The organism is Mycobacterium sp., assembly GCF_050700595.1.
Lineage (GTDB): Bacteria > Actinomycetota > Actinomycetes > Mycobacteriales > Mycobacteriaceae > Mycobacterium.
In genome coordinates this window covers 1-13,259 of sequence record NZ_JBOHHI010000042.1, presented here as the reverse complement: position 1 = coordinate 13,259, position 13,259 = coordinate 1, and the positions used below count along the sequence as shown (strand labels likewise).

Genomic DNA, 13,259 nt, shown 5'->3' with positions numbered 1-13,259 from the left:
ATCTGCGCACGCACCGCATCCACGGGAAGCGCCTGCTCGACGGAAGCCATCCCGCCATATTATCGAAAGAATGTTCGAGTCACCCCGGCCGCAGCGCATCGCACGCGCAATTGTGGATAAAGCGCGAACTGTGGACAACCGGCGGTATCGCGGTCGCACGTAGCCTGAGGTGATGAACGAGGAACTGCACTCGCTGTCCCGGGACCTGGTCGAGGTGAGCCGACTGGTCGACGACGACGACGTACACAGCGTCGTCGCCCGCATGACCAGGCGCGCCGTGCGCACGATTCCGGGCTGCGAGCACGCCACGGTGACCGTGGAGCTGGGCCGCGACCGGCTGGAGACAGTGGCCGGCGCCGAAATCGCCGCTGTGGCGCACACGCCCGAGGAACCCCAACCGTGGCACGGCCCGATTTTCGAGGCGGTGCGCTACCGCGAGCCGCGGCGCGTCGAGGACGCCGAAACGGAGCAGCGGTGGCCGGGATTTGGGGAACGCATGCGCGGCGCTGGTTTTCGCAGCTGCCTCGCGTTGCCGCTGCCGGCCTACCGCCGGCCGTCAGTGGGATGCACGCTGTTCTCGAGTCGTCCCAACCAATTCAGCGAGCACGTGATGGACCTGGTGATGCTTTTCGCGTTGCACGCGGGCACCACGTTTGATAACGCCGCGCTCTATGACCATTCCCGCCAGCTGGTTGAGCACCTGCACGTCGCGCTGGCCACCCGGGATTTGATCGGCGAGGCCAAGGGACTGTTGATGCACCAGTACTCGTGTGACCCAAACGCCGCGTTTGATCGGTTGCGTCAAGTATCCCAGCAAAATAACGTCAAGATCCGGCAGCTCGCGGCCGAACTGGTCGAAGCGCAGCAAGAGGACCGTTTGGAATCACTGCTAAGCAGGTGGTTCGCCTCCGGTGACGAGCGGCCGGACCTGGCAGCGGCGACGTAGCTCCTTGGTCAGCAGCCGCAGTCCTGGCCGCGCCAGGACCGGATGCCCTGCCACACCGCGAGAGCAGCGATAACCAGGCCGACCGCGGGGTCGAGCCACCACCCCTCGGGCCAGCTGGCCGTGACCGCAAGCCCGACCAGCACCGCGGCGGCTTGCGCACCGCACAGGTAGTTCTGAGTGCCTTCGCCTGCGGTGGCCGCCGAGCCGAGCCGCACGGCGAGCAGGTGCTTGGCCCGGCCGAGGGCCGGCATCAGCACCAAAGCGATCGCCGTCAACCCGATACCGATCAGCGACGTCTCGGCGTGGTGCTCGTCGGTCAGGTGCCGCACGGACTCCGCTGCGATGTAGGGGGCCGTCAGCCAAAACGACATCGCGACGCCGACCTGGGCGCGCCGTTCGGCGGTCTCCGACACAGTGCGCGAACCGGTGAACCGCCACACCACCATCGCGCTGGCCAGACCCTCGGGGGCGCTGCCGAGCGCCCACCCGGTCAGCGCGATCGACCCCGCCGCCACGCCCTGCCAGAGTCCCACGACACCCTCGATGAGCATCGCAACCATGCTGATCCAGGCCAGCCGTCGCGCCCACCGCGCGCCCCGGTGCCATCGCGCGTCTCGCGGCGGCGCGGCGTGCCGCGATTCGTCGCGGCAGACATTGTCGACGACACCGGCCGGGTTGCCGGGATGGGGGGTGGTAGCCACTCGGCGATCGTATCGCCAACCCGCGGCCGGACTCATTCGACTCACGCTCACTGAATAAGCTGCAAACCATGACACGCACCGACAACGACACCTGGGATCTGGCCACGAGTGTGGGCGCCACCGCCACCATGGTGGCCGCGGGCCGGGCCCGTGCGGCCAGGGCCGGGCTCATCGACGACCGGTTCGCCGAACCTCTGGTGCAAGCGGTCGGCATCGGCTTCTTCACGCGGTGGGCCGCCGGGGAACTCGACTCCGCCGAGGTCGACATCCCTGACCACGCGTGGGGCATGCAACCGATGACCAACCTGCTGGCGGTGCGCACCCGGTTCATCGACAGGTTCTTCGCCGACGGGGCAGCCTCGGGTATCCGGCAGGCGGTGATCTTGGCGTCCGGGCTCGACGCGCGCGGGTATCGGCTGCCGTGGCCGGCGGGCATGACGCTGTTCGAGATCGACCAACCGCAAGTCCTCGAGTTCAAGGCCGCCACGGTCGCCGCACTCGGCGCTGAGCCGACGGCCGAGTTGCGAGCGGTGCCGATCGACCTGCGACACGACTGGCCGACGGCGTTGCAGCAGGCCGGGTTCGACGCGCAGCGTCCCACCGCATGGATCGCCGAGGGCCTGCTGGCGTTTTTGCCACCGACCGCCCAGGATCGCCTGCTGGACAACATCACCGAGCTCAGCGCCGATGGCAGCCGGTTGGTGGCGGAGATATTCATGAACTCGCCGCCAGCCTTGCAGGCCTTACAAGCCGCGAACCAGAAGTGGTATGAGCACGGTCTGGACATCCGACTCGACAACTTGGGCTACCCCGGCGAACGCAATGACATCGCGACCTACCTGAACGAACGAGGCTGGCACACGGTTCGCACTCCGGCCAGCCAGTTGTTGGCCGACAGCGGATTGCCGGTGCCGCCGCGCGTCGACGATGGAACCGAGAACTACTACTGCACGGCGACCTTGCGCCGCACAAATCAGCGCAGCAGTGCGCGTGACATGACCAAGCGCTGAATCTGGTTGGTGCCCTCGTAGATCTGGGTGATCTTGGCGTCGCGCATGAACCGCTCGACGGGGAAGTCGGTGGTGTAGCCCGCACCGCCGAACAACTGCACCGCGGACTCCGTGACGTCCATGGCGGTGTCGGAAGCGAAGCACTTTGCGGCCGCGGAGATGAATCCGAGATTCGGCTCACCGCGTTCTGCGCGGGCAGCGGCGGTGTAGACCATCAGTCGGGCTGCTTCGACTTTCATCGCCATATCGGCCAGCTCGAACTGCACACCCTGGAACTCGGAGATCGACTTGCCGAACTGCTTGCGGTCCTTGGTGTAAGCGATCGTGGCGTCCACCGCACCCTGCGCGATGCCGACGGCCTGCGCACCGACGGTGGGGCGGGTGTGGTCAAGGGTCTGTAGTGCGGTCTTGAACCCGGTGCCGGGCTCACCGATGATCCGGTCGCCCGGGATGCGGCAGTTCTCGAAGTACAACTCTGTGGTGGGCGAGCCCTTGATGCCCATCTTCTTTTCTTTGGGCCCGACGGTGAAACTCTCATCGTCCTTGTGCACCATGAACGCCGAGATGCCGTTGGCGCCACGGTCCGGATCGGTTACCGCCATCACGGTGTACCAGGTCGACTTGCCGCCGTTGGTGATCCAGCACTTGGCACCGTTGAGGATCCAGTCGTCGCCGTCTGCGCGCGCCCGGGTCCGCATGGACGCTGCGTCGCTGCCGGCTTCGCGCTCCGACAGCGCGTACGATGCCATCGCGCCATCGGCGGCCAAACTAGGCAGCACCTGCTTCTTCAGCTCCTCCGAACCCTGAAGGATCAGGCCCATGGTGCCCAGCTTGTTCACCGCCGGGATCAACGAGGCAGACGCGTCAACGCGCGCCACCTCCTCGATCACGATGCAGGTGGCCACCGAGTCCGCACCCTGACCGCCGTACTCCTCGGGGATGTGGACGGCGTTGAAACCGGAGGAATTGAGCGCCGCTAGTGCTTCTTCTGGGAACCGGGACTCCTCGTCGACCTCGGCGGCATACGGCGTGATTTCTTTTTCCGCCAACGCGCGGATCGCCGCCCGCAGCTCGTCGTGCTCATCAGGCAACTTGAACAGATCAAACGATGGATTTCCGCCCCACCGAGCCATCATGGCCTCCTTTGCTACTGGCCGGTAACTTTACCGTGCAGCTTCTTGAGAGCAGCATCCTTGGCCAGCACGGAGTCGGCAAGCTGCTCCTGGAACGCCACGATCCGGTTCCGCAGGTCCGAATCGAACGCCCCGAGAATGCGCACCGCCAGCAGGCCGGCATTGCGGGCGCCGCCGATCGACACGGTCGCCACCGGCACCCCGGCCGGCATCTGCACGATCGACAGCAACGAGTCGAGGCCATCGAGCCGCGCAAGCGGCACCGGAACCCCGATCACCGGCAGCGGGGTGGCCGAAGCGACCATCCCGGGCAGATGGGCGGCGCCGCCGGCACCGGCGATGATCACCTCGATGCCCCGGTCGGCGGCGCCGTGCGCATAGTCGAGCATCCGCGCCGGGGTACGGTGCGCCGAGACCACCCCGACCTCGTAGGGGATGTCGAATTCGGCCAGCGCCGCAGCGGCGTCGGCCATCACCGACCAGTCGCTGTCGCTGCCCATGATCACGCCGACCCGGGGTTGCTCAACCATGCAGATCCCATCCGTCCATCCACTGACCATGCGACAACCAGTGTGCCGCCAGCTCCGCCCGTTCACGCAGCCGCCAGAGCTGCGCCATATCGGAGCCGAGGAAGTTGACGTGGCCGATCTTGCGTCCGGGACGTTCACCCTTGCCGTAGAGGTGAACCCGGGCCTCCGGCATCCGCGCGAAGAGATGGTGCAGTCGCTCATCGACTGTCATCGTCGGCGCCGCGGCGGCACCCAACACGTTGGCCATCACGGTCACCGGCACGGTCGGATCGGTGTCGCCGAGCGGATAGTCCAGCACCGCGCGCAAATGCTGCTCGAACTGGCTGGTCCGCGCGCCGTCCATGGTCCAGTGCCCGGAGTTGTGTGGCCGCATCGCCAGCTCGTTGACCACCAGCGCACCGTCGTTCGTCTCGAATAGCTCGACGGCCAGCACCCCGACCACACCGAGTTCGGCCGCCAACCGCAACGCCAGCTGCTGGGCCGCCGCGCCGACATCGTCGGCCAGCTCCGGCGCCGGCGCGATCACCAGCACACAAATGCCGTCGCGTTGCACGGTTTCCACCACCGGCCACGCCGCCCCTTGACCGAACGGCGACCGCGCCACCAGCGCCGACAACTCGCGGCGCAGTGCCACCCGCTCCTCGACCAGCACCGGCACTCGCGCGTCGAGGTACTCGCGGGCGATCTCCCGGGCCTGCGACAGGTCGGCCGCCATCCGCACGCCACGGCCGTCGTACCCGCCGCGCACCGCCTTGACCACCAGCGGACCATCGACCCGGCCAGCGAACGCTTCCAGATCGTCGAGGTTGTCCAGGTTTTTCAGGCCGGCGTAGCGCGGCACCGGTGCGCCCAGCGCCTCCAGCCGTCGCCGCATGACGAGTTTGTCCTGTGCATGCACCAGCGCCTGCGGTGGCGGTGCCACGTTGACGCCTTCGGCGACCAGCTTTTCCAGCAGCTCGGGCGGGACGTGTTCGTGGTCGAAGGTCAGCGCATCGGCCCCGGCCGCAACCCGACGCAGGTCGTCGAGGTCGGTGTGCGAACCGATCACCACGTCCGGGGTGACCTGGGCGGCGGGGTCGTCGGCGGCGGCCGCCAGTACACGCAACGTCTGCCCCAGTGCGATCGCGGCCTGGTGAGTCATCCGGGCAAGCTGGCCGCCGCCGACCATCGCGACCAACGGCGCAGCCGTGGGGGTACTTACCACGGCACTTATGGTGTCATGGCGGCGGAGCCGGGTGCTTAGCCGAGGTGACATCGCAAACCCGGAGTCCGTACACTGCGACACTGTGTCCTTTGCCGATGCCACGATCGCGCGGTTGCCGAGCCTGGTGCGGCCCTACGCCGAACGTCATCACGAACTGATCAAGTTCGTCATCGTCGGGGCCACCACGTTCGTTATCGACTCGACGGTTTTCTACACGCTGAAGCTGACGATCCTGGAGCCCAAGCCGGTGACCGCCAAGGTCATCGCCGGCATCGTCGCCGTCATCGCGTCCTACATCCTGAACAGGGAGTGGAGCTTCCGGTACCGCGGGGGCCGCGAGCGCCACCACGAAGCACTGTTGTTCTTCGCGTTCAGCGGGGTAGGCGTGTTGCTGTCGATGGCGCCGCTGTGGTTCTCCAGCTACGTCCTGCAGCTGCGGGTTCCTGCAGTGTCGTTGACGGTGGAGAACATTGCCGACTTCATCTCCGCCTACATCATCGGCAACCTGCTGCAGATGTCGTTCCGGTTCTGGGCGTTCCGGCGCTGGGTGTTCCCCGACGAATTCGACCGGTCGCAGGACAAGGCACTGGAGTCGACGCTGACCGCCGGCGGGATCGCCGAGGTCCTCGAGGACAACATCGAAGGCGGCGGCAACGTCACGCTGCTAGGCGCTTGGCGGTCCCGCGCCGACCGAGCTTCTCAGCCGGGCGATTCCTCGGACCCCAGGGTGTCGAAGACCTCGTGATACAACAGCGCGTGCACCTGCTCCACGCGCGGAATGTCGTAGAACTCCAACGGATCTTGTGACGCCGACTCGATGACCAACGTGCCGGTGCGCAAGATGCGGTCGATGATCCGGTGCCGGAATTCCACGCTGTTGATCCGGGCCAGCGGGATGTCGATCCCGCTGCGGCTGAGCACGCCATGCCGAAACATCACCCGTCGGTCGGTGATGACGAAATGCGTGGTAACCCAGGCCAGCAACGGCCATAGCGAAAGCCAGCCCACGACCACCAGCCAGATCCCCCAGATGACGGCGAAGACCACGTTTTTGGCGGTCTGATCCCACCCGGTGGTGTTGACGACCGCGGCCACAAAGGACGCCAGCGCGGTTGCCAACAGCAGGACGACGACCGCCCCGATCAGCCGCTTCCAGTGCGGGTGCCGATGCAGGACCAACTGTTCGTCGTCGGCCAATACGTTATCGGGGTAGCCCACGGCAGCACTCTAGACGTTGGGGCGCAAATGGCTGATGTCCCCGGCCGACACGGCCACCGTCTCGCCGCCGGTGTCGATACAGAGCCGGCCCAACTCGTCGACGGCTCGCGCGACGCCGATGATGTCGCGGTCGCCGGGCAGCGTGGCCCGCACCCGTGACCCCAGGGTGACGCTGTGCCGCTGGTAGTCGGCGATCAGCTTCGGGTCGGCGCCGCCGGCGGTGCGCCAGGCGTCGATGCGACTAGCAAGCTCGCGAAGTACGCTGTGCGCCAATGTGTTTCGATCGGACGCTGGGGATCCCAGCATCAGCAGGGAGGTGGCGGCCGGGTCGGGGACTTCGTCGGCGGTCAACGTCACGTTCAGTCCCAGCCCGACGATGATCACCGGCGCCGGTGCGCCGACTTCGGCGAGTATCCCGGCGAGCTTGCCGTCACCGACCAGCACGTCGTTGGGCCACTTCAACCCTGCGGTTATCCCGGTGACCGCGGCCAGCGCATCAACGACGGCGACACCGGTGAGCAGGGGCAACCATCCCCAGCCCGACCGGGGCACCGAAGCCCCACCCACCCCGACGGACAAGGTGATCCCGGCGCGCGGCGGCGCGGACCAGCTCCGGCGGTGCCGCCCATGGCCGGCATTCTGGAATTCGGCCAGCAGCACCGATCCGTCGACGTCCGCGCCGGCGGCCGACCGCGCCAGTAGATCGGCATTCGTCGAACCGGTCTCGACCAGCACCTCGAGCTGACGCCACGGTAGACCCGGTCCGACCAGCCCGTCGCTGATCGCCGCCGCATCCAACGGCGACCGGGGCGGGGCGTCGGTTGACACGATGCCATGCTCTTTTCGTCGAGTGGGGTCGCCGAGTGCGCGGTCAGGGCTTCCACTGTGCGCTGACGGCGGGATTTCTGCAGGCAAAAATCCCGCCCGGGACGCACACTCGACGCGGCCGGCGCCCAATTCGGTCGATCGGCCACCCGCCGTTAAGCTCGACATCCATGACGAGCACTACGCAAAGCCACGTCGAAACCAAGGCCGAGCACGAAATCGACATCCACACCACCGCGGGCAAGCTGGCGGAACTGCGCAAGCGCAGCGAGGAGGCGCTGCATCCGGTCGGCGAGACCGCGGTCGAGAAGGTGCACGCCAAAGGCAAGCTGACCGCCCGCGAGCGCATTTACGCATTGCTGGACGAGGACTCGTTCGTGGAGCTCGACGCGTTGGCCCGCCACCGCAGCACCAACTTCGGCCTGGACGCCAAGCGCCCGTCCGGCGACGGTGTGGTCACCGGATACGGCACCATCGACGGCCGCGACGTGTGCATCTTCAGCCAGGACGCCACGGTGTTCGGCGGCAGCCTCGGCGAGGTCTACGGCGAGAAGATCGTCAAGGTGCAAGAGCTGGCAATCAAAACCGGCCGGCCGCTGATCGGCATCAACGACGGTGCGGGTGCCCGCATCCAGGAGGGCGTGGTCTCGCTGGGCCTGTACAGCCGGATCTTCCACAACAACATCCTGGCTTCCGGCGTCATCCCGCAGGTCTCGCTGATCATGGGTGCCGCCGCCGGCGGACATGTCTACTCCCCCGCCTTGACCGACTTCGTGGTGATGGTCGACCAGACCAGCCAGATGTTCATCACCGGCCCGGACGTGATCAAGACGGTCACCGGCGAGGACGTCACGATGGAGGAGCTGGGCGGTGCCCACACGCACATGGCCAAGTCCGGCACCCTGCACTATGTCGCGTCCGGCGAGCAGGATGCGTTCGAATGGGTGCGCGAATTACTCAGCTACCTGCCGGCCAACAACTTCACCGACCCGCCGCGCTACCCGGCGCCGGTGCCAGGCGGCGCGATTGAGGACAACCTCACCGCCGAAGACCTCGAGCTGGACACGCTGATCCCGGACTCGCCCAACCAGCCCTACGACATCCACGAGGTGATCACCCGCATCCTCGACGAGGACGAGTTCCTCGAGGTGCAGGGCGGTTACGCCCAGAACATCGTGGTCGGATTCGGTCGCATCGAGGGTCGGCCGGTCGGGATCGTGGCCAACCAGCCGACCCATTTCGCCGGCTGCCTGGACATCAACGCCTCGGAGAAGGCCGCCCGCTTCGTGCGGACCTGCGACTGCTTCAACATCCCGATCGTCATGCTGGTCGACGTGCCCGGCTTCCTGCCCGGCACCGACCAGGAATACAACGGCATCATCCGACGCGGCGCCAAGCTGCTGTACGCCTACGGCGAGGCCACCGTCGCGAAGATCACCGTGATCACCCGCAAGGCCTACGGCGGCGCCTACTGCGTGATGGGCTCCAAAGACATGGGCGCCGACGTCAACGTCGCCTGGCCGACGGCCCAGATCGCGGTGATGGGTGCCTCCGGCGCGGTTGGATTCGTTTACCGCCAGCAGCTCACCGAGGCGGCGGACAAGGGCGAGGATGTTGATGCGCTTCGCTTGCAGTTGCAGCAGGAGTACGAGGACACCCTGGTCAACCCGTACATCGCCGCCGAGCGCGGCTACGTCGATGCGGTCATCCCACCGTCGCACACCCGCGGCTACATCGGGACCGCACTGCGGCTGCTGGAACGCAAGATCGCCCAGACACCGCCCAAGAAGCACGGGAACATTCCCCTGTGAGTCGAGTGAGCGGAACGAGCGCAGTGAGTGACGGGAACGAGACGAACGATTCGGCCACTGTGAGCGACGAAACGCACGAGCCGCACATCGAGGTGCTCAAGGGCAACCCGACCGATGAGGAACTGGCTGCGCTGGTCGCGGTGCTGGGCAGCGCCGGCGGCGGTGCGGCCGAGACCGGGCCGGGCGAACGCAGCCGGTGGGGCCTGCCCGTCGACAAGCTGCGCTACCCGGTCTTCAGCTGGCAGAAAATCACGCTGCAGGAACGGACGCACATGCGCCGATGACACCGGTCGTGCTGGGGTCCGCCTCGCCGGGGCGGCTCAAGGTGTTGCGCCAAGCCGGTATCGACCCGCTGGTCGTCGTCTCCGGGGTCGACGAGGACGCGGTCGTCGCGGGGCTGGGGCCGGATGCCTCATCCAACGACGTCGTCTGCGCGCTGGCGCGGGCCAAGGCCGAGCAGGTGGCGAACGGGCTGGCCCACCTAGATAGCACTGTGGCCGCGGATTGCGTTGTCATCGGCTGTGATTCGATGCTGGAGGTCGGCGGTCGGCTGGCCGGCAAGCCCAGATCGGCCGATGCCGCGAAAAGCCAGTGGTACTCGATCGGCGGCCGGTCCGGACACCTGCACACCGGGCACTGCTTGCTCCGGCTGCGCGACAGCACCGTCGTGCATAGTGAAGTCGAAGCTGCCTGCACCACAGTGTATTTCGCTACACCAACGGGCGTAGACCTCGATGCCTACATTGCTAGCGAGGAGCCACTGCACGTTGCCGGCGGGTTCACGATCGACGGACTCGGCGGCTGGCTCGTCGACCGGATCGAGGGCGACCCATCCAACGTCATTGGCCTGAGCCTGCCACTGACCCGTCGACTGCTCGGCCGCATGGACTTGTCGGTCAGCGCGTTGTGGTCACCTCGATGATCGCGATCTGACCGTTACACAATCGCAACCGTTTTGAGGTAGGACGCACCGAACCGGGTTTGCCCGGTCGGGCCGTCGCGTTGCGGACACTGAGGCGATGCGCGTGGAAGAAACCATGTGGGATGTCGGCCTGTCGCGGGACATCGATCGCTATGACACCGAACGGCTTCGTGCCGCACTGGCCGACGTCGTTCGCAGGCAGTTGGCGCCGGGTAAGCGGTTGCTGCGGGTGGTCGACTGGTGCGCAGAAGGTGGTGTGTTGTTCCGGCCGAAGCCGGACGCCCGGCGCTTCGCAGTGGCATACGAGGTCGCGCTGAGCGTTTGACGCATAGGTGGGTAGGCTCAATGTCGTGCCGTTACCACCGGATCCCAGCCCCACTCTCACCGCATACGCCCACCCGGAACGCCTGGTCACCGCCGACTGGCTGGCCGGCAATATGGGCCAACCCGGCCTGGTCATCGTCGAATCCGACGAGGACGTGTTGCTCTACGACGTCGGCCACATCCCCGGCGCGGTCAAGATCGACTGGCACACCGACCTCAACGACCCGAGGGTGCGCGACTACATCTCCGGCGAGCAGTTCGCCGAACTGATGGACCGCAAGGGCATTTCGCGCGATGACACCGTGGTGATCTACGGCGACAAGAGCAACTGGTGGGCCGCCTACGCGCTGTGGGTCTTCACGTTGTTCGGCCACCCGGATGTGCGGCTGCTCAACGGCGGTCGCGACCTGTGGCTCGCCGAAGGCCGGGAGACCACGCTGGACGTTCCGACCAAGACCTCGACCGGCTATCCCGTCGTCGACCGCAACGACGCGCCCATTCGCGCATTCAAAGACGACGTGCTGGCCATCCTGGGCTCGCAGCCGCTGATCGACGTGCGCTCGCCCGAGGAGTACACCGGCAAGCGCACCCACATGCCGGACTACCCGGAGGAAGGTGCGCTGCGTGCCGGGCACATCCCCACCGCGGTATCGATCCCGTGGAGCAAGGCCGCCGACGGCAGCGGCCGGTTCCGCAGCCGCGACGAACTCGAGCAGCTCTACGGGTTCGTCAATCCCGACGACAAAACCGTCGTGTACTGCCGGATCGGCGAGCGGTCCAGCCATACCTGGTTCGTGTTGACCCATCTGCTCGGCAAGCCCGGGGTGCGCAACTACGACGGCTCGTGGACCGAATGGGGCAACACCGTGCGGGTGCCGATTGTCGCAGGGGAAGCACCAGGAGCAGCACCGGGAGTATGACCTGATGAGCATGCCTGCGTCGCTGGCCGAGGTGGTGTCCGACTTCGCCGAAGTCCAGGGCCAGGACAAGCTGCAGTTGTTGCTGGAGTTCGCCAACGAGTTGCCGCCAATACCCTCCGATCTGCAAGAGGCGGCGATGGAGCCGGTGCCCGAATGCCAGTCCCCGCTATTCCTGCACGTCGACGCCGACGACCCGGACCGGGTGCGACTGTATTTCAGCGCGCCCGCCGAGGCGCCCACCACTCGCGGGTTCGCCTCGATCCTGGCTGCCGGCCTGGACGAACAACCCGCCGCCGACATTCTGGCGGTGCCCGAAGACTTCTACACCGACCTGGGCCTGGCGGCGTTGATCAGCCCGTTGCGGCTACGCGGCATGTCGGCGCTGCTGGCCCGGATCAAGCGACGGCTGCGCGAGCCGAATGGGACACCGGCTGGCCCGGCGCCGCGCCGCGGCGCTTAAACTTCCTCGGGACACCGTTGTAAGAAAATCTCTTAAAGACAGCCGTCGAGCCACAGGGAGGCGCAGTGCCAAGTCACGCCAACTCGGGGATCACCAAGGTCCTCGTCGCCAATCGCGGTGAGATCGCGGTCCGGGTGATCCGGGCGGCCAGAGATGCGGGCCTGCCCAGCGTGGCGGTTTACGCCGAACCCGACGCCGACGCACTGCACGTGAAGCTGTCCGACGAAGCGTTCGCGCTGGGTGGTCAGACCTCGGCGGAGTCCTACCTGGTGTTCGACAAAATTCTGGAGGCGGCCGAGAAGTCCGGGGCCAACGCGATCCACCCCGGCTATGGCTTCCTCTCGGAGAACGCCGACTTCGCACAAGCGGTCATCGATGCCGGGCTGATCTGGATCGGGCACAGCCCGCAGTCGATCCGCGACCTCGGTGACAAGGTCACCGCCCGGCATATCGCCGCCCGCGCGCAGGCCCCGTTGGTCCCCGGCACCCCCGATCCCGTCAAGGACGCCGACGAAGTGGTGGCCTTCGCCAAGGAGTACGGCGTGCCGGTCGCGATCAAAGCGGCGTTCGGCGGCGGTGGCAAGGGCATGAAGGTGGCCCGCACCCTTGAGGAGATCCCCGAGTTTTACGAGTCGGCGGTCCGCGAGGCCACCGCCGCCTTCGGCCGGGGCGAGTGTTTTGTGGAGCGCTACCTGGACAAGCCCCGCCACGTCGAGGCGCAGGTCATCGCCGACCAGCATGGCAACGTCGTCGTCGCCGGGACCCGAGACTGCTCGCTGCAGCGCCGCTACCAGAAGCTCGTCGAGGAGGCGCCGGCGCCATTCCTCACCGACGCGCAGCGCAAGGAGATCCACGAGTCGGCAAAACGCATCTGCAAGGAAGCGCACTACTACGGCGCCGGGACGGTGGAGTTCCTGGTGGGCCAGGACGGGCTGATCTCGTTCCTGGAGGTCAACACCCGGCTGCAGGTCGAACACCCGGTCACCGAGGAGACCGCGGGCATCGACCTGGTGCGGGAGCAGTTCCGCATCGCCAACGGCGAAAAGTTGGACATCGGCGAAGACCCGACGCCGCGCGGGCATGCCATCGAGTTCCGGATCAACGGCGAGGACGCCGGTCGCGGCTTCTTGCCCGCGCCCGGCCCGGTCACCCGGTTCGACCCGCCGAGCGGGCCCGGGGTGCGGCTGGATTCCGGTGTCGAGACCGGTTCGGTGATCGGCGGCCAGTTCGACTCGATGCTGGCCAAACTCATCGT

The 13,259-nt window shown here is 66.9% G+C and carries 15 protein-coding genes and 1 pseudogene; 10 read left to right on the top strand and 6 right to left on the bottom strand.

Going from position 1 to position 13,259, the window contains the following annotated elements; all coding sequences use genetic code 11:
- The first annotated feature begins 172 nt into the window (after positions 1-172).
- On the top strand, positions 173-946 hold the full coding sequence (locus ACRDTL_RS03860) for a GAF and ANTAR domain-containing protein (protein ID WP_431505393.1): 774 nt from the start codon (positions 173-175) through the stop codon (positions 944-946).
- A gap of 8 nt (positions 947-954) precedes the next feature.
- Here the strand turns inward: ACRDTL_RS03860 and ACRDTL_RS03855 are convergent, their stop codons facing one another.
- Positions 955-1,506, bottom strand: a complete 552-nt coding sequence (locus ACRDTL_RS03855; RefSeq protein ID WP_431505395.1) for a cation transporter — start codon at positions 1,504-1,506, stop codon at positions 955-957.
- Between the two features lie 209 nt (positions 1,507-1,715).
- On the opposite strand from ACRDTL_RS03855, the gene ACRDTL_RS03850 reads away from it, so the two are divergent.
- Positions 1,716-2,657, top strand: a complete 942-nt coding sequence (locus tag ACRDTL_RS03850; RefSeq protein WP_431505392.1) for a class I SAM-dependent methyltransferase — start codon at positions 1,716-1,718, stop codon at positions 2,655-2,657.
- Here ACRDTL_RS03850 and ACRDTL_RS03845 read toward each other — a convergent pair.
- From ACRDTL_RS03845 to ACRDTL_RS03835, 3 genes are read right to left on the bottom strand one after another with little or no spacing between them, the layout of a single operon-like run.
- Positions 2,621-3,790, bottom strand: a complete 1,170-nt coding sequence (locus tag ACRDTL_RS03845; RefSeq protein WP_431505394.1) for an acyl-CoA dehydrogenase — start codon at positions 3,788-3,790, stop codon at positions 2,621-2,623. The genes ACRDTL_RS03850 and ACRDTL_RS03845 overlap by 37 nt on opposite strands.
- A gap of 14 nt (positions 3,791-3,804) precedes the next feature.
- Positions 3,805-4,320, bottom strand: coding sequence for a 5-(carboxyamino)imidazole ribonucleotide mutase (purE, locus tag ACRDTL_RS03840; protein ID WP_431505391.1), 516 nt, complete (start codon positions 4,318-4,320; stop codon positions 3,805-3,807).
- Positions 4,313-5,575 (bottom strand): 5-(carboxyamino)imidazole ribonucleotide synthase, encoded by a 1,263-nt coding sequence (locus ACRDTL_RS03835; RefSeq protein WP_431505390.1) that lies wholly within the window; start codon positions 5,573-5,575, stop codon positions 4,313-4,315. Before ACRDTL_RS03835 ends, purE begins: the two co-directional genes overlap by 8 nt.
- 31 nt (positions 5,576-5,606) lie before the next feature.
- Between ACRDTL_RS03835 and ACRDTL_RS03830 the strand changes: the two genes are divergently transcribed.
- Positions 5,607-6,269 carry a GtrA family protein gene (locus tag ACRDTL_RS03830; RefSeq protein ID WP_431505389.1) on the top strand — a complete coding sequence of 221 codons (663 nt, stop codon included), beginning with the start codon at positions 5,607-5,609 and terminating at the stop codon, positions 6,267-6,269.
- On the opposite strand, the gene ACRDTL_RS03825 is transcribed toward ACRDTL_RS03830, so the two are convergent.
- Together ACRDTL_RS03825 and ACRDTL_RS03820 are read right to left on the bottom strand one after the other, a co-directional pair.
- Positions 6,224-6,742 (bottom strand): PH domain-containing protein, encoded by a 519-nt coding sequence (locus ACRDTL_RS03825; RefSeq protein WP_431505388.1) that lies wholly within the window; start codon positions 6,740-6,742, stop codon positions 6,224-6,226. The two genes, ACRDTL_RS03830 and ACRDTL_RS03825, sit on opposite strands and share 46 nt — an antisense overlap.
- A 9-nt stretch (positions 6,743-6,751) precedes the next feature.
- Positions 6,752-7,570: a biotin--[acetyl-CoA-carboxylase] ligase gene (locus ACRDTL_RS03820; RefSeq protein WP_431505387.1), complete on the bottom strand. Its 819-nt coding sequence runs from the start codon at positions 7,568-7,570 to the stop codon at positions 6,752-6,754.
- A 167-nt stretch (positions 7,571-7,737) separates the two neighbouring features.
- On the opposite strand from ACRDTL_RS03820, the gene ACRDTL_RS03815 reads away from it, so the two are divergent.
- From ACRDTL_RS03815 to ACRDTL_RS03785, 7 genes and pseudogenes are all read left to right on the top strand, one after another.
- On the top strand, positions 7,738-9,378 hold the full coding sequence (locus ACRDTL_RS03815; RefSeq protein WP_431505386.1) for an acyl-CoA carboxylase subunit beta: 1,641 nt from the start codon (positions 7,738-7,740) through the stop codon (positions 9,376-9,378).
- A pseudogene (locus ACRDTL_RS03810) lies at positions 9,354-9,662 on the top strand (acyl-CoA carboxylase subunit epsilon); the annotation flags it as partial. The gene ACRDTL_RS03815 and the pseudogene ACRDTL_RS03810, both read left to right, overlap by 25 nt.
- Positions 9,659-10,300: a Maf family protein gene (locus ACRDTL_RS03805; protein WP_431505385.1), complete on the top strand. Its 642-nt coding sequence runs from the start codon at positions 9,659-9,661 to the stop codon at positions 10,298-10,300. The pseudogene ACRDTL_RS03810 and the gene ACRDTL_RS03805, both read left to right, overlap by 4 nt.
- Before the next feature lie 97 nt (positions 10,301-10,397).
- Positions 10,398-10,625 carry a hypothetical protein gene (locus ACRDTL_RS03800; RefSeq protein ID WP_431505384.1) on the top strand — a complete coding sequence of 76 codons (228 nt, stop codon included), beginning with the start codon at positions 10,398-10,400 and terminating at the stop codon, positions 10,623-10,625.
- 25 nt (positions 10,626-10,650) lie between these two features.
- Complete coding sequence (locus ACRDTL_RS03795) at positions 10,651-11,544, top strand: sulfurtransferase (protein WP_431505383.1); 894 nt, start codon at positions 10,651-10,653, stop codon at positions 11,542-11,544.
- A 4-nt stretch (positions 11,545-11,548) separates the two neighbouring features.
- Positions 11,549-12,004, top strand: a complete 456-nt coding sequence (locus tag ACRDTL_RS03790) for a SufE family protein (protein WP_431505382.1) — start codon at positions 11,549-11,551, stop codon at positions 12,002-12,004.
- Positions 12,005-12,069: 65 nt separating this feature from the next.
- Positions 12,070-13,259: acetyl-CoA carboxylase biotin carboxylase subunit (locus ACRDTL_RS03785; protein ID WP_431505381.1), on the top strand; the 1,190-nt coding region annotated here is incomplete at its 3' end.

Bases quoted from the DNA above. Each gene is read 5' to 3' on its own strand.
- ACRDTL_RS03860 (WP_431505393.1), top strand. From the start codon at position 173: ATGAACGAGGAACTGCACTCGCTGTCCCGGGACCTGGTCGAGGTGAGC.
- ACRDTL_RS03835 (WP_431505390.1), bottom strand. From the start codon at position 5,575: ATGTCACCTCGGCTAAGCACCCGGCTCCGCCGCCATGACACCATAAGT.
- ACRDTL_RS03845 (WP_431505394.1), bottom strand. From the start codon at position 3,790: ATGGCTCGGTGGGGCGGAAATCCATCGTTTGATCTGTTCAAGTTGCCT.
- ACRDTL_RS03850 (WP_431505392.1), top strand. From the start codon at position 1,716: ATGACACGCACCGACAACGACACCTGGGATCTGGCCACGAGTGTGGGC.
- ACRDTL_RS03790 (WP_431505382.1), top strand. From the start codon at position 11,549: ATGAGCATGCCTGCGTCGCTGGCCGAGGTGGTGTCCGACTTCGCCGAA.
- ACRDTL_RS03815 (WP_431505386.1), top strand. From the start codon at position 7,738: ATGACGAGCACTACGCAAAGCCACGTCGAAACCAAGGCCGAGCACGAA.
- ACRDTL_RS03800 (WP_431505384.1), top strand. From the start codon at position 10,398: ATGCGCGTGGAAGAAACCATGTGGGATGTCGGCCTGTCGCGGGACATC.
- ACRDTL_RS03855 (WP_431505395.1), bottom strand. From the start codon at position 1,506: ATGGTTGCGATGCTCATCGAGGGTGTCGTGGGACTCTGGCAGGGCGTG.
- ACRDTL_RS03805 (WP_431505385.1), top strand. From the start codon at position 9,659: ATGACACCGGTCGTGCTGGGGTCCGCCTCGCCGGGGCGGCTCAAGGTG.
- purE (WP_431505391.1), bottom strand. From the start codon at position 4,320: ATGGTTGAGCAACCCCGGGTCGGCGTGATCATGGGCAGCGACAGCGAC.